Below are 24,569 nucleotides of genomic sequence, written 5' to 3' on the forward strand. Positions count from 1 at the left end.
CCGCGAACTGCCCGACTTCACCTGGGAACGCACCGACCGCGTGGACGCCCTGCGCACCGCGGCGGGGCTCTGAACCGCCTCCGCTCCCCCACCCCCCGCGTCCCGGCGCTCCGGGGCGCGGGGCACAGGACCGGGAGGAGCGCCAGGGCGCAAGGCCGGGCAGCGGCACGGCGGGTTCCGGCCCCCTGCCTCAGCGGCTTCCGGGCGCCGGGCGCACGCCGTCCGCGTGCCGCGGCGACACGGCTTCCGGCCCGGCCCGGCCCGGCTCGGTTCGGCTCGGTTCGGCTCGGGGCAGGACGCCCGCCGGAGGGAGCACGGTGTCCCGCAGACGGGCCGTGTCCCGGCCCGGGAGCGCGCCGAACCGGCGACGGCACTCCCGGCTGGACCGCGACGGGCTGTCACAGCCGACGCGCCGGCCGGCTCCGGTGACGGCGGCCGGGTGGGCGGGGAACCGGCTCGGCCGGACCCGGAAAACGCTCACTTCCGCCTTCCCGTAAGCAGGTGCGTCCCGGCCCTGGTCGCCTGCGGGCGGATTCCGGAGATTTCCGATCGTGTGCGGATGCGGCGACCACCACGTTGCTACGGTCCGTTGACCACGCCGGTGACCGGGCGCCTGCCGAAAAGGGGCCCCGGAACCGGCGGACGGGAAAAGTCGAACGTGAAATTCCTCCCGGAAGCAGGAGATCTGACTGATGAGTACGGGAATGCGCCGGCCGGTCACGGCGGCGGTGACGCTGACCATGGCGGGCACCCTGGGCTTGGGCCTGATGACGCCGGGGGCGTCCGCCGCCGGCAACGGGCCCTGCTACGACGGACGGTGCCAGATCACCGTGTCCGCGCCCAAGAGCATCAAGGTCGACAGCCGCAGGTTCGGATTCGGGAAGCTGGAGATCACCCACGTCAGTTCCCGGGCCGTGGCGATGTCGGCCACCTCGGGTGGAGTACGCCTGAGCGGCAGCACCAGTCCGGGCGGCACCGTCAAGCTCAACAACCTGAAGATCTGGGTGAAATCGGTCTCCGGCCGCAAGGCCAAGCTCCAGTTGTTCCCCACGTCCCGCTGAGCCTGCCGGCGAACCCCGGCCGCGTCCGTCCCGTGCCGGGGTTCGCCGTGCGGCGGCCGCCGGTGCCCCGGCCTCCAGGGCGTGTCGCGGAAGCGGGCGCCGGGCTCGCGCTGTCCATGAAATTCCTGGGCGGCCAAGGACGTTGATCACGTCATGACCCAAGGACCAGCTCCTCGTCCACTGTCCGACGAAGCCCTCTCCCACCTGCTCGGCAGGCAGCGGTTCGGCACGCTCGCCACCGTCGGGCGCAGTGGCCACCCCCACCTGACCACCATGCTGTACAGCTGGGACGCCGGAGCCCGCATCGCGCGGTTCTCGACGAGAGCCGACCGGATCAAGGTCGGGCATCTGCGGCGCAACCCGCGCGCGGCGCTGCACGTGCAGGGCGGCGACGTGTGGTCGTTCGCCGTCGCCGAGGGCGAGGCCGAGGTCTCCGGCATGACGACGGTTCCTGGTGACGCGGTGGGGCGGGAACTGCTCGACATCGTTTCGAAGGCCGCGAAACCCGAGGACGAGAAGGGGTTCCTGGAGCAGCTGGTCGCCGAGCGCCGGGTGGTCGTCCGGCTGAGGGTGGACCGGCTGTACGGGACGGCGCTCGATGTCGAGGGTCAGGACATGTCGGGGCCGTACTGACCACAGCCACTAGCCGAGCGCGCCTTCGCTCACCTGCATCGGTCCCGTCGCCTGCGGATCCGCCGGGAGATCCACGACGACCTCCACGAAGGGTTCCTCCCTGCCGGGTGCGCGCTGCTCTGCCGGCGACGCTTGAAGACAGCTGCCGATCGCTAGTTCTTCTGCAGGGTGCGGGTGACACCCGCGATGACGGCGGTCGTCAGCATCCAGCCGAAGGCGATCAGCAGGTAGGCCAGCCACTGGAGGCCGTGATCCGGCCAGTACCAGGCCGTGCGCTGACCCAGACCACCGATGGGGATCAACAGGTCGAGTGTGTAGACGAGGGGCTGGAACGGGGCGCCCTCGCCTCGTTTGACCGGGGTGGGGGAGTGAGTGCCGAAGGACAGCGTGCCCAGCAGGGTCAGTGCGAGGAGCCAGACGCCGGCCAGCCAGGGGCGGTAGCCATAGCCGACGGTCAGGTCGAGCAGGTACCCCCACACACGCGCGGCCGGGGGCAGAGTTCGACGCCGATGGCGCTGTTTGGCCAGGAGTACGCGGCGGGCGTCGTCGTCGTGGCCGGCCTTCCGGTACCAGCTCGCCAACTGCTCATAGGGCTGGGGGTTGTAGCCCGGGCCGCGCCGTATCCACGCCACTCGGCGGGCCACGGAGTCCCGCCGCCCCACCGCCTCCCGTCGCTCACCCGCCTCGTCCACCTTGATGGAGCCGTAGACGAAGCCGTCCAGCTCCACGACGTCCGGCCAGCTGTGGTCGCTGTCGTGGAGGTAGGACACCTGCGCGCCCCGCAGGTCCACGGTGCCGGACGGCGGCCGGGCGAGGGTGAGGTCGAAGTCGGCGGCCTGCATCAGCAGGGCGGCCAATGCCGGGCCGTGGCCGTCGGGCGGCCCGTTCAGGACGGCTCCTTCAAAGGTCAGGCTGTCCGAGATCCGGGCGCCCCGCAGCCGTACGGTCCCGTTCGCGGTGAACCCGCCGGAGAAGTCGAGCGTCGAGGCCACGGCGTTGTCCAGGGCGAGCGCCACCCCGCGCCGGCCTGGGCGCTCCAGTAGTGCGCCCCGCATGTGCAGTCCGCCCGGCAGCTGCGCCCCCATGAGACGAACTTCGCCGTGCGCGACGAATCCGTCGACGCAGTAGACGCCGCCCTCCGCGACCAGGCCGCCGGCGGACACCGCCCATTCCCCGGGTGCGTCGATCCGGGCGCCGCTGAGGTTCACGGCGCCGCTCACGTGGGCGTTGATGAGCGACAGGGCGGTGACCCTGCGGTGGAAGGGCGAGGCGGAGCCGCTTTGCAGACGAGAGCATCGCAGGTCGAGGCGCCCCTCGATACGGATCAGGCCGGCTTCCACGCCCGGTACCCGGCTGCCCACGATGGCGATCGACCGGGCCGAGGCCCCGAAGAGGTTCACGCCCTCCTCGAACCAGCAGTCCTCGAGCCGGAAAGCGTGAGCGATCTGCGCGCCGGCCAGGTCGAGGTGCCCGGATATCCGCGCCCCGTCGAGCCTCAGGTACGGGACCGCGCCGGACTGCGCGGTGTTCGCGCCCTGGAGGAGCGCCACGATCACGGCGGCCCGGACCGTCCGTCCGGGGCCCCACTGCCCGCCCTCGTCGACACGGTCGTCCTCGGGCACACCCGTGCGCAGATCCACGCGGCGTCCCTCGGGAAACGCATCCCACAGCTCACGTTCGGGTGAAGTCAACTCGTCGTATGAGAGCACCCATGCAGGGTAGTGATCTTCCTCCGTACTCGGCTTGCCGGATCGCGGGCCGGTTCAGGAGCCGCGGTGCGGCCTGCGCGGGAAGGCCGGGTGCGGGTTCGGCCCGCGCGACACGCTGTCGGCGGCGCCCGGCGGCCGATGCCCGATCGGGCATGAACCGCCCGGGGTCGGCACCGGAATCGGTGTCGTCCCCGGGCGGGTGTCGCCCGGGCAGCCGGGCCGGGGCCCTGCTACAGCGCGTCGCGGGACCGCACGAAGTCGGCGAAGCGGTCGAGTGCCTCGTCGATGCCCTGCGGTCCCGGGCCGCTGCAGGACAGGCGCAGACAGCGCAGCGGCCCGGCGGCGGCGCCGGTGTCCACCGCCGTGGCGTCGTGGAAATGGTGCAGCGGCGTCCACAGCACGCGGTGGTCGCGCGCCGAGCGTTCCAGCGCCTCGTCGGTGACGTCGAACGGCACCGTGACGACGACGAAGAAGCCGCCCTCGGGACTGTTCCAGCTCACCCCCGACGAGACGGGGAAGCGGCGGGCGAGCCCGTCGAGGATCCGGCCGAGGGGATCACGGCACGGCCCCTCGCGGCTCCGCCGGGCGCGGGGTGAGGGACGGAAGCGGCCGGGCGCACGGTCACAGCGGCCGAGCGCCCGCGCGTGGCCGCTCGCTCATCGCAGCGCCACCGTCACCTCGCCCGTTCCCTCCGCGCTCGCGCCGCCGGCGACGCGCACGGTGAAGGGCCGGTCGAAGCCGTCCGCGGTGACGCGCAGGAGGTCGCCCTCGCGCCGGACGCGGAACACGGCGGCCTGCGCGCCGGTCGGGTCGGGCACGCTCACCTGGCTGGTGTGGTCGAGCGAGGCCGACGGGTGGACGAGCAGGGTCGGACGGTCCAGCCAGTCGCCGTCGGGCCGCCGGGTGTCGGTGGCCAGCGGCAGGACGGCGCCCTCGCGGACGTACAGCGGAAGGCTGTCGTAGCCGTGCCGCTCGGTGCGCCACACGGGGCCGGTGACCTGCTCGCCGCTGAGGAGGTGGGTCCAGGTGCCCTCGGGGAGGTACACCTCCACCTCGCCGTCCTCGCTGAACACCGGGGCGACCAGCAGGTCGGGGCCGAGCATGTACTGGCGGTCGAGCGGGCGGCACGCCGGGTCGTGCGGGAACTCCAGGAGCATGGGCCGCATCACCGGGACGCCGGTGCGGTGGGCCTCGACGGCGGCGCCGTACAGGTAGGGCATGAGGCGGTGCTTGAGCAGGGTGAACCGTCGGGCGACGTCGACGGCCTCCTCGCCGAACTCCCACGGCACCCGGTAGGACGACGAACCGTGCAGACGGCTGTGCGAGGACAGCATGCCGAAGGCCAGCCAGCGCTTGAAGACCGCGGGGTCGGGCGTGCCCTCGAAGCCTCCGATGTCGTGGCTCCAGAAGCCGAAGCCGCTCAGCGACAGGGACAGGCCGCCCCGGAGCGACTCGGCCATGGCCTCGAAGGAGGACCAGCAGTCGCCGCCCCAGTGCACGGGGTACTGCTGGCCGCCCGCGGTGGCGGAGCGGGCGAAGAGCACGGCCTCGCCCCGCCCCCGCTCCCTCTCCAGGAGTTCGAACACGGTCTGGTTGTACAGGTGGGTGTAGTAGTTGTGCATCCGCTCCGGATCGGAGCCGTCGTGCCAGACGACGTCGGTCGGGATGCGCTCGCCGAAGTCCGTCTTGAAGCAGTCGACGCCCTGGTCCAGCAGCGGCTTCAGCTTCGCCTGGAACCACGCGCGGGCGTCGGGGCTGGTGAAGTCGACCAGTCCCATGCCGGCCTGCCACAGGTCCCACTGCCACACGTCGCCGTTCGGCCGGCGCACCAGGTGCCCGAGGGCGGCGGCCTCGTCGAACAGCGGGGACTTCTGCGCGATGTACGGGTTGATCCACGCGCTGACCCTCAGCCCCTTGTCCTTCAGCCGGGCGAGCATTCCCTCCGGGTCGGGGAAGACCTCGGGGTCCCACTCGAAGTCGCACCACTGGTACTCGCGCATCCAGAAGCAGTCGAAGTGGAAGACGGACAGCGGGATGCCGCGCTCGGCCATGCCGTCGACGAACGACATCACGGTCGCCTCGTCGTAGTCCGTGGTGAAGGACGTGGTCAGCCACAGGCCGAAGGACCAGGCGGGCGGCAGGGCCGGGCGGCCGGTGAGGGCGGTGTAGCGGGTGAGGACGTCCTTGGGGGTGGGGCCGGCGACGACGTAGTACTCCATCGTCTGGTCCTCGACGCTGAACTGCACCTGCCCGACGGACTCGGAGCCGACCTCGAAGGAGACCGCGCCGGGGTGGTTGACGAAGACGCCGTAGCCGCGCGAGGACAGGTAGAAGGGGATGTTCTTGTAGGCCTGCTCGCTGCTGGTGCCGCCGTCGGCCTGCCAGATGTCGACGACCTGGCCGTTCTTGACGAACGGGGTGAAACGCTCACCGAGGCCGTAGATCTGCTCGCCGACGCCGAGCGCGAGCTGGGCGAGGACGTGGTGCGCGCCGTCGTCGGTGGTGGCGAAGGCGGTGCCCTTGCGGCCGGCCCGGGTCAGCTCCCGTCCGTCCGCTCCGTGGAAGGTCAGGGCCCACGGGGCGGCCCGGTCCAGGCGTACGGTCAGCGGGCCGCTGGTCAGCCGGGTGACGGCGCCGTCCTGGTGCACCTCGCCCGCACCGCCGGGCTCGGCCGTGAGGGTGAAGTCCGGTCCCGGACGCAGCTTGCCGGCGTGATGGGTGACCCGCACGCCGATGACGCCCTCGGCGGGCGAGAAGCAGTCGACGGTGAGGAGCGGCGCGTTGAGCGTGTCCCCTCTGCGCGTCACCTTCTGCACGGCGGCATAGGTGGTGAAGCGCTTCGATTCAACGCGTACATCACGCACCTCGGTGGCGTACGCGATCTGGACGCCGTCACGAATGCGCCAGAACCCGTTGGTGAACTTCATGGTCTTCCTCGGGGGGAGCGGGACTGTTCGGCGGGGACTGCGGAGGCTGTCGCCCGGGGATTTGATCGTACACAAAACAAATCACGCCTACGGGGCGTCAAGTACGGCAACACACCCCGCGAGCTGGCCTTATGCCCGGAAAGACACTGCGTGCCACTTCGCAGCGCAATCAGTCCGACACGCTCACGGGTCTAGCGCGACGTCAGGGATTGACGTATTAGTCATCGAAGCAAACAAAGGGACCGGCGACGACGCCGGGCGACACGACAGCAAGGGCCGCAGTATGTCGAAGCGCTTCAACTCGACCTCGCACGACCGAGTCACCACCGGCCCGTGGACCGATGACGCCCGCTGAGCCGTCCCGTATCTCCCCCTCCTATGCAAGGGCACCCACCGTGACAGCACCCACTCCGGCTGCCGCGCGCCGCGGACGCTCCCGCAGAGCCGTGGCACCGCTCGCCGCCGTCTCCGTCCTGGCCGTCGGGGCGGCCCTGACCGGATGCGCTCAGCAGCGCGACAACGACGTCTACACCGTGATGAACTCCTCGACGGACGAGACCTACCACCGCTGGGACGCTCAGGCCATGGCCCGCTGCGGCAAGCAGCTCGGCGTCACCATCGAGCAGCAGAGCGTCCCGGCCGCGCAGGTGATGACGAAGGCGCTGCGCATGGCGTCCTCGAAGTCGCTGCCCGACATCGTCCAGTTCGACGCCTCCGAGATGCCGACGTTCGCCGAGGCGGGCGGCCTGGTCGACCTCGAGGCCCTCGGTCTGAGCACCCGGGACATACCCGAGGGCATCGTCGACTTCGGTTCCTACGAGGGGACGTACTACGGTGCGGCCCGGTCCGTGAACACCCTGGCGCTGTTCTACAACAAGGACATCCTCGACCAGGCCGGCGTGGCGGTCCCCACCACCTGGGACGAGCTGCGGGAAGCGGCGAAGAAGCTCACCCGGGGCAAGCGGTACGGGCTGGCGCTCAGCGCGGGCGGCGCGGAGGACGGCGTCTTCCAGTTCACGCCCTTCATGTGGTCCAACGGCGGTGACGAGACCCGGCTGGACAGCCCGCGGGTGGTCGAGGCGCTCGACTACTGGAAGGCCCTGCTGGCGGACGGCTCGCTGTCGAAGTCGACGGTCAACTGGACCCAGGCGGACGTCAACGACCAGTTCATGGCCGGCAACGCGGCGATGATGATCAACGGTCCGTGGCAGGTGGAGACGCTCAACACCAAGAAGTCGCTGCGCTGGGGCATCGCGCAGATCCCGGTGCCGGAGGCGGGTGCGGAATCGGTCGGCCCGCTGGGCGGCGCCGTGCTCACCGTGCCCAACACCGGCGACGAGGAGCGGGAGAGAACGGCCGGCCGGATCGTCGCCTGCCTGTCCAGCGAGAAGGAGCAGCTGACCTACGCGCTCAACAGCTGGATGGTCCCCGCCAACGCCAAGGCCGCCGCCGTGTGGCGCGAGCGGGTGCCCGAACTGGACGCGCTCGCCGACCAGGTGGCCGCCGCCCGGTCCCGCACCGCCAAGCTCGGCGCCGGCTGGTCGGGCGTGTCGCTCGCCCTGCAGAGCGCCTTCCAGTCCGCCCTGACCGGCCAGTCCAGCGAGGCCGCTCTGAAGCGCGCGCAGCAGCGGGCCACGAGCGGGAACTGAGGTACGCGACCATGACCACGTCCACCGTCACCGCTCAGGCGCCCGCGAAGGCGTCCGGGAAGGCCGCCGCGCCCGGCCCGGACCGGCTGCGCCGCCGCCGCAGGCTGGCCCAGTGGGGGTTCGTCGCCCCCGCCGTCGTCTTCATGCTGCTGTTCTTCGGCTACCCGCTCGTCCGCAACGTCGTGATGAGCTTCCAGCACTACACCCCGGAGACCTTCTTCACCGGCGAGGCCCCCTTCAACGGGGCCGACAACTGGTCGAACGTCTTCCAGGACGCCCTGTTCAGCAAGGCGCTGTGGCACACCCTGGTGTTCACCGCCGGCTCGCTGCTCGGGCAGTTCTGCATCGGCCTCGCGCTCGCGGTGTTCTTCACCCGCAGGTTCCCCCTGGGCGGCGTGCTGCGGTCGCTGATCCTGCTGCCCTGGCTGGTGCCCATGGTGGTGTCCGGCATCGTGTGGCGCCGCATCCTCGACCAGGACACGGGCGTGCTGAACTCCTTCCTGGACGCGCTCGGCCTCGGCGGCCACACCCCGTGGCTGACCAGCCCGGGCATGGCCCTGCTGTCGGTGATCCTGGTCAACATCTGGATCGGCATCCCGTTCAACATGGTCATCCTCTACGGCGGTCTGCAGGAGATCCCGAAGGAGCTGTACGAGGCGGCCTCCCTGGACGGCGCCTCGGCCTGGCGGACCTTCCGCTCCATCACCCTGCCGATGCTCAGACCGGTCATCACCGTCGTCCTCGTCCTGGGCTTCATGTCGACGGTGAAGATCCTCGACCTGATCCTCGCGCTCACCGACGGCGGCCCGGCCGACGCCACCCAGACCCTGGGCACGCTGACCTACCAGAACTCCTTCGTCCAGCTGGACTTCGGTGCGGGCGCGGTCGTCGGCAACGTACTCATCCTTGTCTCCGCGGTGTTCGCGGTGCTCTACCTGCGGGCCAACCGCACCGAGGGGAAGTGACGTCCGTGGCCTCTCCCACGCCCACGACATCCAGGCGCCGCTGGGGTTCCACCCTCGCCGGCGCGCTCATCCTGTGCGTGATGCTCTTCCCGCTGTACTGGATGCTCAACACCGCCCTCCAGCCCGCCTCGGGCCTGCTCCAGGTCGACCCGGTGCCCGGCAGCCTGGACCTGTCCGGCTTCTCCAAGGCCCTCGACGACCAGGGCGGCCACCTGCTGACCTCGCTGGTCGTCTCGCTCGGCGCGGTCGCCATCTGCCTGGCGATCGCCGCTCCGGCGGCCTACGGGCTGGCCCGGTTCGGCCTGCGCGGCTCGCGGACGATCGTGTTCGGCACACTGATCACCCAGATGGTGCCGGGCATCGTCATCGCCAACGCGCTCTACAACTCGTACGTCGACCTCGGCCTCGTCAACTCCTACTTCGGCCTGATGCTGGCGGACGCCTCCCTCGGCATCCCGTTCTCGATCGTGCTGATGCGGTCCTTCATGGTGTCGATCCCCGGTGAGGTGATCGAGGCGGCGCAGATGGACGGCGCCGGGCCGGTGCGGACGTTCGTGCGGGTGGTGCTGCCGATGAGCCGCAACGCGCTGATCACGTCGGGCCTGTTCGCCTTCCTGTTCTCGTGGAGCGACTTCATGTTCGCGCTCACCCTGAACACCACCGACGACGTCAAGCCGGTCACGCTCGGCATCTACCAGTACATCGGCGCGCACGTCGGCGACTGGGGCTCGGTGATGGCCGCGTCCGTCCTGTCCGCGGTGCCCGCGGCGATCCTGCTCGTCCTCGCCCAGAAGTACATCGCCGCCGGCATCACCGGCGGATCCGTCAAGTGACACCCACTCCGGAAACGAGTTCCCCCACATGAGCGACTTCCCCAGCTTCCCGCCCGGCTTCGTCTTCGGCGCCGCGACCGCCTCGTACCAGATCGAGGGCGCGGCGCGGGAGGACGGCCGCGGTCCGTCGATCTGGGACACCTACAGCCACACCCCGGGCCTGGTGGCCGACGGCGACACCGGTGATGTCGCCTGCGACCACTACCACCGCTATCCGCAGGACGTGGCCCTGCTGCGGGAGCTGGGCGTGGGATCGTACCGGTTCTCGATCGCCTGGCCGCGCATCGTGCCGGACGGCGCCGGCCCGGTGAACCCCAAGGGGCTGGACTTCTACTCCCGGCTGGTCGACGAACTGCTCTCGGCCGGCATCGAGCCCGCCGCCACGCTCTACCACTGGGACCTCCCGCAGGCGCTGGAGGACCGGGGCGGCTGGCGGACGCGGGAGACGGCGGAGCGGTTCGCCGAGTACACGGCCGTCGTCGCCGAGCACCTGAGCGACCGCGTGCCGCGCTGGATCACCCTCAACGAGCCCTGGTGCAGTGCCTTCCTCGGCTATTCCGTCGGCCGGCACGCGCCGGGTGCCCGCGAGGGCCGGGGCGCGCTGGCCGCGGCCCACCACCTGCTGGTCGGCCACGGCCTGGCCGTACAGGCGCTGCGCGCGGCCGGGGCACGCGAGGTGGGCATCACCCTCAACCTCGACCGCAACCTGCCGGCCACCGACTCCGCCGCCGACCTGGCGGCCGTCGTCCGCGCGGACACCCAGCACAACCTGGTGTGGACCGAACCGCTCCTGGCGGGCCGCTACCCGGCCACGGAGGAGGAGACCTGGGGCGAACTGATCACCGGACAGGACTTCCGGCGCGACGGCGACCTGGAGCTGATCTCCCAGCCGCTGGACTTCCTCGGGATCAACTACTACCGGCCGATCGTCGTCGCCGACGCCCCGTACCGCGAGGACGACCCGGCGCGGCGGGTGGCCACGGACAACCGCTACCAGGAGGTGCGGTTGTCCGGGGTGCGGCACACCGCCATGGACTGGCCGGTCGTCCCCGGCTCCTTCACCGAGCTGCTGGTGGAGCTGAAGGACCGGTACGGGGACGCGCTGCCGCCGGTCTTCATCACGGAGAACGGCTCCGCGGAGGACGACGAGGCGGGCCCCGGGGGAACGGTCGACGACGTGGACCGCGTGGCCTACCTGCGTGATCACCTCACCGCGTTGCGGGCCGCGATGGACGCCGGCGTGGAGGTGCGCGGCTATTACGTGTGGTCGCTGCTGGACAACTTCGAGTGGGCGTTCGGCTACGCCAAACGCTTCGGGATCGTCCGGGTCGATTACGCCACCCAGCGGCGCATTCCGAAGGCCAGCTACCACTGGTACAAGGCGATGATCGCCGCACAGCGCGGCTGACGAGGTCCCGGGAGGGCCCGGTTCTCCCGGGAAGGGGGCGGGCGGTGGGCCGTCGACCGGCCCGCCCCCGGCCCCGCGGCGCCTACCGCCCGGCCGTGCTCGCTGTCCGCCGCGGCCCGCTCCCGCCGCGCTCGCCGTACGCCGCCGGATCGGCGAGCACTTCTCTGACGACGACACCGGCCGAGCCCCGTGCCGCGTCGCTCAGCGGGGAGGCCGGCCGCAGCCGGGACCGGTCCCGGTCCCACAGTCCGGACACCACCCTGCGTGCGAGTTCGCGGCCGACAGCGGGAGCGAGCCATTCGCTCAGCTCCCGGTAGACACCGCCGAGCATCACCACGTCCGGGTCGAAGAGGTTGACCGCGCCCGACACCGCCACTCCCAGCTGCCGTCCGGCCCGTTCCATCGCCGCCAGCGCCGAGGGATCCCGCTCCCGCGCCCGCCGCCGCAGTTCGGCGACGCCCGGCGCGCCCGCGTCCGCGCCGAGGCCGGCCGTGCTCAGCAGGGCGGCCTGTCCGGCGTACTGCTCCAGGCAGCCCCGGGCCCCGCAGCGGCACGGCCGCCCGTCCGGATCGACCACCATGTGCCCGATCTCGCCGGCGAATCCATGGGCGCCGCGCAGCAGTTCCCCCTTGAGCACCAGGGCGCCGCCGATGCCGACCTCGCCGCTCAGGTACAGGAAACTCCGCGCGCCCTCGGTTCCGGCCCCGTACCACAGCTCCGCCAGCGCGGCCGCGTTGGCCTCGTTGTCGGAGCTGACCGGGAGGGCCCGCAGGGGCCGCAGCGCCAGCAGCGCCTGGGCGAAGACCCCCTCGACGGCGACCCGGTTCCAGCCGAGATTGGGTGCCTGGCGGACGGTGCCGCCGGTGACCAGACCCGGTACCGCGACATGGGCGCCGACCGGCTCCAGGCCCTGTCCGGCGGCCGAGTCGAGCGCGCGCGCCGTCAGCCGTGCCGCACGCGCCAGTACCCGCGACGGCTGCATCCCACGGCTGTCGAAGTCCTCCACCAGCCTGACGCGGTCGGTGCCCGCGAGATCGACGACGCAGACGGCGATGTGACCGACGTTGATCTCCACGCCCACCCCGGCCGGACCGGTCCGGGCCACTTTGAGGACCGTGCCCGGCCGGCCGGCCTGGCCGCTGCTCGTCTTGCCCCACTCGGTGATGAAGCCGTACCCCAGCAGCTGCTCGACGAGGGAGGAAACCGCGGCCCGGGTGAGACCGACACGCGCGGCGATCCCGGCCCTGGTCACCTCACCCGTGCCGTGCACCGTCCGCAGCACCAGACTCAGGTTGTGCCGTCTGACGGTGGCCTTGTCCGCCTTCGCCCCCAGCGGAATCACATTGTTCTTCATCGTGGGGTCGAGCGTAGCGACGGCGCCGGCGGGACGACCGCGCCGGTCCGCGCCCAGGGCGCGGACGCCCGGCGCGAGGGGTTCCCGGCCGCCGTGGAACCGAGCCGGAGAGCGGGTCGAGCGGGAACACGTGCCGGGGACGCGTCGCCGACGCGACCGGGCGGCGCAGCAGGCGGCAGAGCGGGTCCCGGTCGTCGAGTGCGCCTGGTCCGGTCGTTCCTCCCCGTCGTGGTCCCCCTGCGCGCGGACCGGTACAGCGCGGCGATGCGGCGCGGTGCCGGCAGGCCGGGGGCGTCACACCTGGAGCGCTCCGGTCCGGCGTCCACCGGTCACATCCGCAGCACGGCGGGAAGGTGTCTGCGCGAGCTCACTCCGGCCTTGGCGAAGACGCGCGAGAGGTGGCTGGCGACCGTCCGGTGGGTCAGTCCGAGCCGCCATCCGATGCCCTGGTTGCTCAGCCCCTCCGCGGCCAGCCGGGCGACCTCGGCCTCACGCGGCGTCAGCCCCAGCTCCGTCGCGGCCCGGCGCGGGTACGGCGCCGGGGGCGCCTCCCCGGCCGCCAGCAGTTCGGAGTCCGCCCGCCGCACCCACACGTCCGCGCCGATCGACGCGAAGGCGTCACGGGCCCGCTGCAGCTGTTCCCGCGCCTCCCGCACCCGCCGTCGCCGCCGCAGCCACTCCCCGAACGCCAGCCGCGTACGGGCCCGCTCGTACCGCAGTGCCCGGGACCCCGGCACGGCCAGCGCCCGGGCGAACGACTCCTCCGGGTCGCCGCCGTCGCCCAGCAGCGCCCGCGACCGGGCCAGCAGATGCTCCAGCGGCGCCGACCGCAGCAGCCGGTCGGCCTCGGCCGTCCGCCGCACGTGGTCCCGTACGTCGTCCCCCCGGCCGGAGGCGACCGCGGCCGCGACCAGATCGCCCAGCGCCCAGGCCGCCACCACCGGGTGTCGTGCGTCGCCGTCGGGGTCCGACAGCATCCGCAGTTCCTCGTACGCGTCCTCCGGCCTGCCGAGCGAGAGCGCCATCAGCCCTCTCGCCCAGCGGGCACGGGCCGCCACCGTGGAAAGACGGCGCGGCAGGGCGAAGGACAGGATGCCGTCCGTGAGCGCCCGGTGCCCCTCCTCCGCGCCCTCCCAGGCCCGCACCTGCGCCACACCGCACCGGAAGGCCGCCGAGGCGCGCGGATCGTCCGCCGCGCGAGCCCAGCGCTCGCCGGTGTCCGCGTCCCGCAGCACGCCCGCCCGGTCACCCAGGTGGCAGTGCGCGATCTGCAGATGCGCCAGGACCGTCCGGGCGGTGCCGAAGTGTCCGAGGCCGGTCAGCGACGTGAGCACGGCGCCGCCCAGGTGCTCGGCGGTGAGCGGGTCGTCCAGCACCGTCGCCAGGAAGACCAGCGCCGCGTCCCGGGGCGGATCGAGCGGGAACCGCCCCTGCCGTGCGGCGGCGCCGGCCGTCGCGAGCAGCGCCCGGCCCCGGCCGGCGTCGGCTCTCCGGTCGGCCCAGTACAGCGCGGACATCAGGAGAGGACACTGTTCGCGCTGCGGGTTCTCCCGGGCCAGGGTCTCCAGCCGGGAACGCAGTGCCTTCGCCGCGGGCAGTCCGCTGAAGCCGGGGGCGAGGACGGCGGCCAGGGACAGGAACGGCGGCGGCCACGGCGAGGCCGGCCCGTCGGCGGACCGCAGGAGCAGATCGAGCGCGTGGGCCGGGTCCCCGTCACTCCGGTAGGCCAGGTACGCGTCCAGCGCGGCGACGGCCGCGGCGGTGGCGGGGTCCCGTTCGCAGGACTCGGAAGGCAGGGCGGTGACGCGTGACATGAGCCGCCGCAGTTCCTCCGGCTGATCGCGCACCTGGGCCGCCCGTGCGGCGCCGACCAGTCTGCGCGCCCGGTCCGCCGGTCGGGGGCTGAGGTCGGCGGCCAGTTCGTGGACCGCGGAGGCCTCGGCGAGTCGCTGCGGCACGCCTTCCTCCAGTTCCCTCGCCGTGGCCTCGTCCGGGCCGGCGGAGGCGGCGGCCCGGTGCAGCGCCCGCTGGTAGGCGCTCATCCCGTCCAGCCCGGCCAGCGCCAGGTGCGCTCGCCGCCGCTGGGCGGAGGAGGCGTCCCAGTGCACCGCCGAGCGCAGCAGCGGATGGGCGAAGCGGACCTTGCCGGCCTCCCGCAGGAGCAGCCCGCGCGCCTCGGCCGCCTCCGGCGCGTGGTCCGCCGTTCCCATGGTCCCGGCGGCCTCGCGCAGCAGATCCGGACGGTCGGTTCGCGCCACCGCGGCCAGCAGCAGGAAGGCGCGCACCGATTCCGGTACGCCGTCCAGGAGCTGGATCACCTGTGCGTGCAGGGCGTCGCCGAGCGGCAGCCGCGCGGCGAGCAGCACGTCGGCCGAGGGGGCGGAGCGCTGAAGGAGCCGCGAGACGGACACCAGCCCGGCCGGATTGCCCTCGGTCTCGCGCACGACGCGTTCGGTCAGCAGGGGCGGCAGAGCCCGGCCGTGCCGGCGCAGCAGCCGTTCGCCGTCGGCCCTGGCGAGCGGGCCGAGGACGAGATCCGGCGCGGGATCCGGCGTGCGCCGTGCGCTGCGGCGTGGCGCCGGGCGGCTCGCCAGGAGCAGCGCGACGGGATTCCGGCGGGCGTCGTGACAGGCCTCGAGCAGTGCGTCGAGCGAGAGCGCGTCGAACCACTGCGCGTCGTCCAGGGTCACCAGCAGGGGCCGCTCGGTGGTGTGCCGGCCGAGCGCCTCGGCCGTGACGCCCGCCGCGCTCGGGCCGCCGACGGGGGCGGCGGGGACCGGCAGCAGCTGGGCGAGGCCGGCGCCGGGCAGATCCGACTCGGTGCGGTGTCCCCGGATCCGCAGGACGGCGAAACCTGCGGTCCGGGCGGTCCGGTGGGCCTCCTCCAGCAGCGCCGACTTGCCGATGCCCAGCTCACCGTGGACCGTCATGACGCCGCCCGACGCACGTGCCCGGTCCAGGAAGTCCTTCACCGCCCGGAGTTCGGTGCCGCGACCGATCAGGGAAGCCGGCGGCGCTCCGCCGTCCGTCTTCACCGCGGATCACCGCCGCGGCGCAGGGCGTGCCGGAGTTCCCCGGGCGAGCCGGCGCCCGGCCGGGGGAACGTCTCGTACCGGTGCGAGGCGGCCGTCCGCGGCGGGACCGGCGGTCTGTCCGCGATCTCCCGGCCGGGCGGTTCGGAGGCGGCCGGTCGTACGATGCGCCGTTCGTGTGCCGGCACCGTGGTGTCCGCGCCGGTGCCGGACCGGGCCGGCCCGGGCGGGGGCACCCCGGTCGCCCGCGGCACCTGCCCGCCGGCGTCGGCCGTCGGGGCGGCCGCCCGGCGCGGCAGCGCGCTCCTGCCGCCGCCCTCGCCCCGGCCGGCCGGCGCGGTTCCCCGGTGCGCCGAGGCCCCGGCCGGGGCCGTGCGCGTGGGGACGCGGTTCCGGCCGCGCAGCCGTACCGCCGTCCGCGGCAGGCCCTCCTGCGCGGGCCTCACGGCACTGCCGGTGAACGCGACTGGCGTCATGTCGGCCTCCTGGGGCGCGAGACGATCGTCCCGTCCGTCCCGTACGCGCGGCCGCACATCGCGGTCGCGCCGTCGGTCGGGGCCGGCGGGGACGAGGGACGGGAGGCGTCTCAACCTAGGCGGCGAGGCCGGTAAGCACCCTAGGTAATTCGACCGTGATCCCTCTTGAGTTCCGCGCCGGCCGCGGACCGGGTGCCCGTTCTGCCGAGGTCGCGCACCGGCCGGTCCCGGTGTCCGCGCGTCGCCCGGAGCCGCCTCGGACATCTCACGCGCCGAGGCTTTCCCGGCCGGCCCGAAGGCGGCCTCCACCGGAAACGGACGTGACGCCCTCCGGCGAGGCGGCAGGCCCCGGGGGGAAGGTGTCGTGCCTGAACCCTCGGCGGCTGTGAACCGTGCCGCGGATCAGCCGGGCGTGGCCGCGAGGGCGGCGGCGAGCTGCGACCGCCGGTTGATGCCCAGCTTGGCGTAGGCGTTGTACAGGTGCGCGCCGACGGTGCGGTGGGAGAGATACAGCTGGTCGGCTATCTGCTTGTTCGTGTACCCCTGGCCGGCCATCTGGGCGACGTGCAGTTCCTGGGCGGTGAGCACGGTGCTGGCGTCGAAGGTCCGGGGTGTCCGTGCGGGCTGGACGCTGCCGGCAGCGCTCAGCTCCCGTGCCGTTCGTCGCGCGAGCGGCGCCGTGTGGTGCGCCTCGAAGACGTGCAGCGCCGCGGAGAGGTGGCCGCGTGCCTCCACGATGTGGCGCTCCCGCCGGAGCCACTCGCCGAACAGCAGCCGGGTCTTGGCCAGGTCGAGGAAGGCCGTGGTCCGCTCACCGCGCCGGATCGCCCGCTCGAAGTGGGCTCGTGCGTCGCCGCTCGACGCCAGCAGGGCCCGCGCCCGTTCGACCAGCATCGCGAGATGGTCGGAGTCGCCGGAGACGAGGGCGGCCGTCGCCATGCCGAGCCAGTCCTCCACCACCTCCGGCCGGCCGGCCCGCACGGCCGCGTCGGCGAGGTCGCCGCCGGCCCAGAGGCCGATGGGCGGGTGCTCGATGCTCCTCAGCAGGTGGACGACCGCGTCCTCGGGGCGGCTCTCGTTCGCCGCCATCTGGGCCGACGCCCAGGATGCGATGGCGGCCACCCTGGCGAACGGGTCCGGTCCGGACAGTTCGGCACAGGTTTCCAGAGCAGCGGTCGCGAGTTCGTGTTCGCCGCGCCATGCGCGGGCGCGTGCGATGTTCGCCGCGGCGATGGCTCCGACCACCGACAGATCGAGGTCGAAGCTGAGGCGCAGTGCCTGCTCGCAGTCGGCGAGGCCGGCGGCGAGCGCTTTGGCGGTCATCCGTACCGTGCCACGCCCGGCGAGGGCCACCGTCTCGTCGCTCGTGCGTGCCGATCGGTGGAACATGTCGATCTCGGCGCTCCAGATGCGTTCGGCGCCTTCGAGGTCGTGGGCGTCCTCGAAGGCGAACGCGAGGCAGTTCAGCAGGGTCGCGTCCGTCTCGCGCACCTGCCGCTGGAAGACCGACAACGCCTCCTCGACCGACATGATCCGGTTCGCCGAGCCGATCAGGGACAGGCCGATGCTCTGCAGCAGCCGCTGTCGCTCGGTGACGGCGATGCCGGGTCGCCGGAGTTCGTCGGCCACGGCCGCCGTGATCTCGGCGGAGAAGTTCTGACGGGTGTAGCTGCGCACCGCCGCCCAGGTGAGGACCTCCACCCGGTCGTCCGGATTGCTGAGGGTCCGCGACAGCGCGATGAGTTCGTCACCGCCCCGGTCCGGAAGCGTCGTGACGGTGCCGGCGAGCATCCATTCGGTGCGGGCGAACTGCATCACCGATGCCTCGTCGTCGGCGGCGGGGTCCGCCTCGGCGAGCAGGGCGCCGGCGTCGGCCGTCGCGCCCGCTTGCCGCGCGGCTTCGGCCGCCATCACCGTGCGGCGCGCCCGCTCCCTCGCGGCCGGGGTCAGCGCGACCGAGCGTCGCCAGGCGGCGGCCGCTTCGGTCCGCGCGCCCCGTCGGCCGATCGCCACGGCGAGTTCTTCCAGCTCGGCGGCGACCTTCTCGTCCCAGCCGGTGACTGCCGCGGCCCGGTGCTGCACAGCGCGTGCGGCGTCGACGACGACCGCCGCCAGTTCGGTGTGCACGCGGGACCGGGCGTCGGAGTCGGCGTTGTCGTACACCGCCGAACCCACCAGGGGGTGACGGAACCTGTAGGTGCCGCCGCTGAGCGCGATCAGCCCGAAGCTCTCGGCCGGCGCGAAGTCTCCCGGGTCCAGGCCCAGGTTGCGGGCCGCGGCGAGCACTTCCCAGCTGCTCGCGTCCTGCCCGGCGGCGGCGACGAGGAGGGCGCGCTGCGTCGCCCGTGGCAGCAGGGCGACCTCGGCCAGGAACGAGTCCTCCAGGCGTTTGCCCATCGGGATGCGGCCGCGCTCGGCGGAGGGCGCACCTTCGACCCACGAGGGGCTGACCGCCCATTCGGTCAGGGCGAGCGGGTTGCCCATGGCGCGCTCGACCAGGCGGTGCCGTTGCGGCATCGTCAGGTCGGGCGCGTGCAGGGCGATCAGTTCCAGCGCGTCTTCCTGGCCGAGCGGTGTCAGCGGCACGTGGTGCTTGAAGCGTGGGCTCCGGTCGGGGTAGATGCGATCGGTTCGGCTGGTGGCCAGGAGCAGCACCGGCATGACGCTCATGCGGGCCGCGAGGAAGGTGACGATGTCGGCTGTCGACAGGTCGAGCCAGTGCAGGTCCTCGACCAGCACCACGAGGGGACCTCGCGCTGCCGCTTCCTCCAGCAGCCCGAAGGCGGCGAGCCCCGTGATGAGCCGGTCGGCCGGTTCTCCTTCGGCCCCGAACGCCACGTCCAGGGCCGTCCGCTGGCGCGGCGACAGCGTGTCCATGCGGCCGAGGAGGGGCAGCAACAGCTCGTGCAGCCCTTCGAAACCGGCCGCCCCCGCGCCGCGGAGGCCGTGACAGGACAGGACCTGGAAGCCCGACGACGACGCGGCGTCGACGACCGCGGAGACGAGGCTGCTTTTCCCTATCCCCGCTTCGCCGGACACCAGCGCCGAGGACCCGCGTCCTTCTCGTGCCGCCTCGACAAGGGCGGCCAGCTGTTCGAATTGCGGTTTCCGCCCGATCACGCGCACGTACCTACTTCTCAGGACTCCGCCGTGGGGCGGCCCGCACTCACCGACCACCAGCGCTGCCGGATCACAGCAGCTCCCCACCCTGCTCCTAATGCTTAATACCCGGGAGTGTAGGGGACGCCGACGGCAACGGCACCCCCCGATCGATCCGGCCGGTGTGCGACGTGCGCGGGACGCGCTGACCGGGGTCCTCGTGCGCCCCGGGGCGAGCGGGCGCGGCCCCCCGGCGCGGCTGCTCGGCGACCGACCGGCACCCGCCCATGCGGTCTCGGCGCGGCCGCGGCGCCGGGCCACGTGACCGTCCCCCGACGTACCACCGGACAGCCACGCCCCCCGCACGACGTGACGACGCCTCTCCACGCTCCCGCAGTCTGCGGTTTCCGGCCGCGGCCCGGCGGACTCCTCATGCTCGCCGCCGGTCGGCCCGTCCCGCCCGCGTCGGCACCGGTCCGCTGCCCCCGTCCCGCACCGCGGCCTCGGTCGGGTCGAAATCCTCGGCCACCTGACCGATCGGGCGGTCACCGCGTCAGCGCAGCCGAAGGGTCACAGGGTCCTCCCGATCCCCGCCGGTGAGCAGTCCGGGTACAACCCTCGCGGCCCGTCGCGGGTCAGAGACTCCGCGATGAGGCGAGGGCCTTCGCACAACCGGGCCGCAGGAATGGCATACGATGCGCGCGGCCCTCATAAAGATCACGTAAGAGGATGTACACGTCATGAAAACCCTTGCTCCGTACCGTTCCCTTCGCGGCATATCCGCCGTCGTCGCCCTGCTCGCGATCGGCGCGGTGGGATGCTCGGACATCTCCGACGCCGTCGACGGCGCCAAGGACGGCGCGAAGAAGGTGGCCCGCCAGCGCTCGGTGTTCTCGCTGGACCTCGGCGACTGCTACAACCCGAACGGCAAGGCCGAGGGGACGGCGTACGCCGTCGAGATCGTGCCCTGCGACGAGGCCCACCAGGGCCAGGTCGTCGGCGAGTTCGCGATCGACGAGGGCAAGGAGTACCCCGGCGACGACGAGGTCTCGGCGATCGCGGACGAGCGCTGCCCGGTCGAGGCGCAGAAGTACGCCCCGGACACCTGGGCGCTCCCCCAGGGCGTCAGCCTCCTCTACTACACCCCGACCAAGGAGAGCTGGGCGACGGGTGACCGCGCGGTGAGCTGCACCTACACCGCGGAGAAGGGCACCTTCAGCGGCTCGCTGAACACCGCGAAGTCCCTCAAGCCCGAGCAGACCACGTATCTCGAGGGGTCGAACGCGGTCTACGAGGCCCTGTGGGCGAACCAGCCCGAGAAGGACACCGTCGAGGACGACCTGCCCGGCTACAAGGCGCAGGCCAAGGCCGTCGCGGCTGCCCTCGACGCACACGTCGAGGGCCTGGGCGGCATCGAGGGCACCGAGGTCGGCAAGCTCCGCGCGACGCTGACGAAGGCGGCCGGGAACTGGAAGAAGGCCGCGAACGCCGCCGACGCCGACACGTTCTACACCGCCTACGACCCGGCGTTCACCGGCATCGACCCGAACAAGTCGGTCGCCGCTCGCAAGGAACTGGGCCTGGCCACCACCGTCCCGGCCGACGAGGCCGAGGTCTGGGCGGGCTGACGCTCCGTCGGACCGGGTGCCGTGCGATGTCGTGATCGACCGGCTGCTCGCAGGAGGCCCTCGAGCCGGATCGTCGAAGCGCGCGGTCCCAGACCCGCGAGGCGGCCCCCGGGTGTCTCGTCGAAGCGGGTGGCGCGGGCGCGTCGCTCCTCCCACCGGTCGACCGGGGGTTCGACGGTGGCGCGTTCCTTGTGGAGGCCGGTGTCGCGGATGGCGGGCCGCCCGCCCCGGCGGCCTCTCTTCCTGCGGTGGGCGGCCTGGCCCTTCCTCCGCGGGATGACCGCCTCGATGTGACGTTCTCGCAGGTGGGCGTGGTTGGCGCGGGACGAGGACGCCTTGTCCGCGGCGACCGCGCCCGGCCGGGCGCGGGGCCGGCGGCCGGCAGGCGGCGCGAACCTCGTTCGGCACGGGAACGAACCGCGGACTGCCCGCGGCCGGGACGAACGCCCGCGGCCGGCGTCGGCGGCCGGCCACGCGGCGCACTCCTGTGGCGTCCTCCGCCGCTGCCCGCCGGTCCTGGATCGCCGGATCACGCCCTCGGACTGCTGCCGCAGCCGCTCGGGGTACGCGGTCAGGGGTGGGCGGGGGTGGCGTCGAAGAGAGGGTCGAGCGGGTCGCCCTCGTATCCGACGACGAGACAGTCCGTGGCCACCGGCCCCTGGGAGAGCTCCACGAGCCGGGCCACGACGGTCGCCTCGGATGGCAGGTCAGCCGGATCGAGACCGAGCGCCCGGGCCGCACGCTCGCGTCGCCGGTCGATGTCGGGCGTGTGCTCCCGGTGGTCGTCGGCGACCGCCTGGAGCTCTCGAGCCGTCCGGCCGGGAGCGTCCCGCCACCACGGCGCCACGAGACACAGCCGCACCAACTCCCGCAAACCGATCGCGAGCGGGCCGGCCGCGCCGTCGAGACTCACGTACACCACCGGACGTTCTTCGCCGCCCTCGCCGACGAAGCAGAACGCGTCCCCCGATCCCGCCCTCGCGAACTGCTCCAGCCGGGCGCCGGAGGCAAGCCGGACCCCGTCCTCCAACTGGTGGGAGGCCGGGTCCGTCGCGTCGAGGTCCGCGACTCCGGCGAAGAACGCGACGACGTCCTCGTCGCTTCCGAGGAGGGGCAGCAATTGCTTCGGCGCGGCGGGGTGGGCGGGGGCGTCAGGTCCGGCCGGTGCGTTCGATCCGTTCACCCGGCCACCGTATCCCGGGCCCCCGGCACCGGCCGGGCAGGCCGTCAGCCGCTGTCAGCGGATCGGCCCGGCTCCTGAAGAGGCTGCTCGGGACACATCCCCGATGAACCCGGGGTCTTTCGGGAATCCTTCCGGAAGACGGCGGCGAGCCGGGTCGGTCCCGGCGGCCGTCCCCCCGACCGGCTCGGTCAGCTCCTGACGGTGATCAGCGGACCGGAGCCGAGAGCGGACAGCAGATGTCCAGCGGTCCGGGCGGCGACCGGACGGGATCCGTTCGATCGGCCGCAGGCGCGGCGCTGCCGGCAGGACCTGGGCGGGAGAGCCTGTGCGACGCGAGGTCAGGTCGCGCCGCACAGGCCGTCAGGAGGTCAGCTCGACCGTGCGCGGCCGGTCCGAGGGACTGCGCAGGATTCCGGCCGCCGCGGCGGCGGCCGCGCAGAACAGGGCGGGAAGCAGGAAGGTGTGGTTGAGGGGCATGAGGTGAGTCATCCAGCCGATGACCGCGGGACCTGCGAGCATGCCGATGTAACCGAGGCCGGCGACCCGGGAGACATTGGTGCCGGCGGCTGCCGGGTCGGCGTGTCCGGCGGCGCTGAACAGCTGGGGAACGCAGCCGGACAGGCCCAGGCCGAACAGCGCCCAGCCCGCGAGCGCCGCCCAGATCCAGGGCGAGAGGGCCACCAGCGTGATGCCGACGGCGGCCAGGGCCGAGCCGTACCGCAGGACGGCGACCGGCCCGAACCGTGCGGAGACCCGGTCCGCCAGGAGCCTGCCGACGGTCATCGTCGCCGCGAAGGCCCCGTAGGCGAAGGCGGCGGTGCTCTCCGGCGCGCCCAGGACGGTCTTGAGGTGCAGGACGCTCCAGTCGTTGGCGGCCCCCTCGCACAGCATGATCAGCAGCGCCAGGACAGCCAGGAGCCAGATCCGCGGGGGAACAGCGCGGTTCTGCGCCTCGGGCTCGCCATCGGCATCCGCCTCCGGGGTGGCCGGCGCGGCGGGCAGGAGGCCGCGAGCCGATGTCAGGGCGACGATGACGCCGACGCCTGCGGCCGTGGTCAGCGTCGTGGCCGGGCCCCAGCCGATGTCGATGGCTGCGGCCCCGGCCAGGGCGGCCAGGACACCGCCGACGGAGAACGTGGCGTGGAAGGCCGACATGACGGGCCGCTGGTATGCCTTCTCCACCTGCACGGCGTGCGCGTTCATGCTGACGTCGAGGGTCCCGTTTCCGAAACCGAAGACCAGCAGGGCCGCTCCGAGAGCCCACGGCTCCCGGGCGAGACCGGGCAGCACCAGGGTCACGCTGCACAGGACGCCGGCCAGGGGAACGACGGTCCGCGTGCCGAGCCGGTCCGACAGCCGGCCGCCGAACTGCATGCCGGCGAAGGCCCCGACGCCCAGCAGAACGAGGAACCCTCCCAGGGCTGCGTGCCCGATGCCCACCTGGTCCTCGATGGCGGGGATCTGCACCACCCACATGCCCAGCAAGGTGCCGTTGAGGACGAAATAGACGAATGTCACAGCACGGGCCGGACGCAGCGCTCTCTCCATGGCGGACACCATAACGAACATGACATCTGTTTACTAGCCAGCCTTTCGAACATCTCATGTGTTCGATGAGTGTGGTGTTGAATCGAGGTATGAGCACTGCGGAACGCCACCGTCTGATCGCCCAAGCCGTCCAGGACGCGGGAGCGGCCACGGTCGCCGAACTCGCCGGCCTGACGGGCGCCTCGGAGATGACCATCCGCCGCGATCTCGACCACCTGGCCGCGCAGGGTGTCCTGGAGCGGTTCCGCGGCGGCGCCCGCACCCTGCTCCTGCGCGGAGACGAACCCCCCTTCGCGCTGCGCGCCCATGAGGCCGTCGACGCCAAGCGGCGGATCGCCGCCGAGGTGGCCTCGCTCATCACCGACGGCGAGACGGTCCTGCTGGACAGCGGTACGACCTGTCTGGAAGTGGCGCGCCTGCTGCGCGGACGGCAGGTCACCGTGATGCCGTTGTCGCTGCAGGCCATCGCCGTCCTCGGCGACGCCCCCGAACCGACCTCACTCCTGGTCCCGGGGGGCCGGCCCCGTACCGGCGAGGGGGCACTCACCGGGCCCCTCACCCTCGCCTCCTTGTCGGCGCTGCGCTTCGACACCGCCGTCCTGGGCTGTTGCGGCTTGTCCGCCGCCGACGGCGTGACCGCCTACGACCTGGACGAAGCAGCGGTGAAGAAGGCGGCCATCGCCTCGGCGCGCCGCATCATCGCCGCCGCCGACGGCACCAAACTCGGCCGCACCGCCCACGCCTACGTCGGCCCCTCCACGCTCGTGCACATCCTTGTCACCGACACCTCCGCACCCGCCCACGAGACCGCTGCTCTCGAAAGCAGCGGCACCACCCTCAAGACCGTCTGAGACGTCCGAGGCTTTCCCGCCACCGGCACCGCGAGCTGCCCGGTTCCGGCGGCCGTCCAGGCGCTGCCCGAGTCTCTGAGCGATCGCCGTCCGCAGCGACGAACGGCATCGCACCACCGGGGGTGAGGTTTCCAGCCCGGCGCCGCGGGCGGTGCGGGCCGCGCGCAGCGCGTACCGGACGAAGCGGCGCGAGAGCGGCGCCTTCGCGGTGTA

17 protein-coding genes are annotated in these 24,569 nt (G+C 72.8%); 8 read left to right on the top strand and 9 right to left on the bottom strand.

Translation table 11 applies throughout. The features are described from left to right. Positions 1-692: 692 nt before the first annotated feature. Complete coding sequence (locus ABD363_RS29860) at positions 693-1,061, top strand: hypothetical protein (protein WP_344609201.1); 369 nt, start codon at positions 693-695, stop codon at positions 1,059-1,061. 153 nt (positions 1,062-1,214) lie between these two features. Then, positions 1,215-1,694, top strand: coding sequence for a pyridoxamine 5'-phosphate oxidase family protein (locus ABD363_RS29865; RefSeq protein WP_344609203.1), 480 nt, complete (start codon positions 1,215-1,217; stop codon positions 1,692-1,694). A 152-nt stretch (positions 1,695-1,846) separates the two neighbouring features. Here the strand turns inward: ABD363_RS29865 and ABD363_RS29870 are convergent, their stop codons facing one another. The 3 genes from ABD363_RS29870 to yicI form a co-directional block, all read right to left on the bottom strand. Beyond that, the gene (locus tag ABD363_RS29870) at positions 1,847-3,403 is read right to left on the bottom strand and encodes an oxidoreductase (RefSeq protein ID WP_344609205.1); all 1,557 of its coding nucleotides are present in this window, start codon (positions 3,401-3,403) and stop codon (positions 1,847-1,849) included. 230 nt (positions 3,404-3,633) lie between these two features. Next, on the bottom strand, positions 3,634-3,903 hold the full coding sequence (locus ABD363_RS29875; RefSeq protein ID WP_344609207.1) for a hypothetical protein: 270 nt from the start codon (positions 3,901-3,903) through the stop codon (positions 3,634-3,636). Positions 3,904-4,059: 156 nt separating this feature from the next. Then, positions 4,060-6,330 (bottom strand): alpha-xylosidase, encoded by a 2,271-nt coding sequence (gene yicI / locus ABD363_RS29880; RefSeq protein WP_344609209.1) that lies wholly within the window; start codon positions 6,328-6,330, stop codon positions 4,060-4,062. Between the two features lie 395 nt (positions 6,331-6,725). Between yicI and ABD363_RS29885 the strand changes: the two genes are divergently transcribed. Genes ABD363_RS29885 through ABD363_RS29900 form a run of 4 tightly spaced genes read left to right on the top strand, consistent with a single transcriptional unit; the run spans position 6,726 to position 11,185 of the window. Continuing rightward, positions 6,726-7,979 (top strand): ABC transporter substrate-binding protein, encoded by a 1,254-nt coding sequence (locus ABD363_RS29885; RefSeq protein WP_344609211.1) that lies wholly within the window; start codon positions 6,726-6,728, stop codon positions 7,977-7,979. An 11-nt stretch (positions 7,980-7,990) separates the two neighbouring features. Beyond that, the gene (locus ABD363_RS29890) at positions 7,991-8,944 is read left to right on the top strand and encodes a carbohydrate ABC transporter permease (protein WP_344609213.1); all 954 of its coding nucleotides are present in this window, start codon (positions 7,991-7,993) and stop codon (positions 8,942-8,944) included. Between the two features lie 5 nt (positions 8,945-8,949). After that, a complete protein-coding gene (locus tag ABD363_RS29895) occupies positions 8,950-9,777 on the top strand; it encodes a carbohydrate ABC transporter permease (RefSeq protein ID WP_344609215.1) in 828 nt (275 codons plus the stop codon). Between the two features lie 28 nt (positions 9,778-9,805). Continuing rightward, positions 9,806-11,185, top strand: a complete 1,380-nt coding sequence (locus ABD363_RS29900; RefSeq protein WP_344609217.1) for a GH1 family beta-glucosidase — start codon at positions 9,806-9,808, stop codon at positions 11,183-11,185. Positions 11,186-11,267: 82 nt separating this feature from the next. On the opposite strand, the gene ABD363_RS29905 is transcribed toward ABD363_RS29900, so the two are convergent. The 4 genes from ABD363_RS29905 to ABD363_RS29920 form a co-directional block, all read right to left on the bottom strand. Then, on the bottom strand, positions 11,268-12,539 hold the full coding sequence (locus tag ABD363_RS29905) for an ROK family protein (RefSeq protein WP_344609219.1): 1,272 nt from the start codon (positions 12,537-12,539) through the stop codon (positions 11,268-11,270). Between the two features lie 329 nt (positions 12,540-12,868). Then, on the bottom strand, positions 12,869-15,574 hold the full coding sequence (locus ABD363_RS29910) for an AAA family ATPase (protein WP_344609221.1): 2,706 nt from the start codon (positions 15,572-15,574) through the stop codon (positions 12,869-12,871). Then, a complete protein-coding gene (locus ABD363_RS29915; RefSeq protein ID WP_344609223.1) occupies positions 15,571-16,047 on the bottom strand; it encodes a hypothetical protein in 477 nt (158 codons plus the stop codon). The genes ABD363_RS29910 and ABD363_RS29915 overlap by 4 nt, the downstream gene beginning before the upstream one ends. 402 nt (positions 16,048-16,449) lie before the next feature. Further along, positions 16,450-19,167: an AAA family ATPase gene (locus ABD363_RS29920; protein ID WP_344609225.1), complete on the bottom strand. Its 2,718-nt coding sequence runs from the start codon at positions 19,165-19,167 to the stop codon at positions 16,450-16,452. 719 nt (positions 19,168-19,886) lie between these two features. Between ABD363_RS29920 and ABD363_RS29925 the strand changes: the two genes are divergently transcribed. After that, positions 19,887-20,774 carry a septum formation family protein gene (locus tag ABD363_RS29925; protein WP_344609227.1) on the top strand — a complete coding sequence of 296 codons (888 nt, stop codon included), beginning with the start codon at positions 19,887-19,889 and terminating at the stop codon, positions 20,772-20,774. 571 nt (positions 20,775-21,345) lie between these two features. Here ABD363_RS29925 and ABD363_RS29930 read toward each other — a convergent pair. Next, positions 21,346-21,957, bottom strand: coding sequence for a hypothetical protein (locus tag ABD363_RS29930; protein ID WP_344609228.1), 612 nt, complete (start codon positions 21,955-21,957; stop codon positions 21,346-21,348). A 360-nt stretch (positions 21,958-22,317) separates the two neighbouring features. After that, entirely contained in the window at positions 22,318-23,505 is a 1,188-nt protein-coding gene (locus tag ABD363_RS29935) for an MFS transporter (RefSeq protein ID WP_344609230.1), read from the bottom strand. Between the two features lie 89 nt (positions 23,506-23,594). On the opposite strand from ABD363_RS29935, the gene ABD363_RS29940 reads away from it, so the two are divergent. After that, a complete protein-coding gene (locus tag ABD363_RS29940; protein WP_344609232.1) occupies positions 23,595-24,356 on the top strand; it encodes a DeoR/GlpR family DNA-binding transcription regulator in 762 nt (253 codons plus the stop codon). Positions 24,357-24,569 lie beyond the last annotated feature (213 nt).

Source organism: Streptomyces glaucus, from assembly GCF_039533365.1.
GTDB lineage: Bacteria > Actinomycetota > Actinomycetes > Streptomycetales > Streptomycetaceae > Streptomyces > Streptomyces glaucus.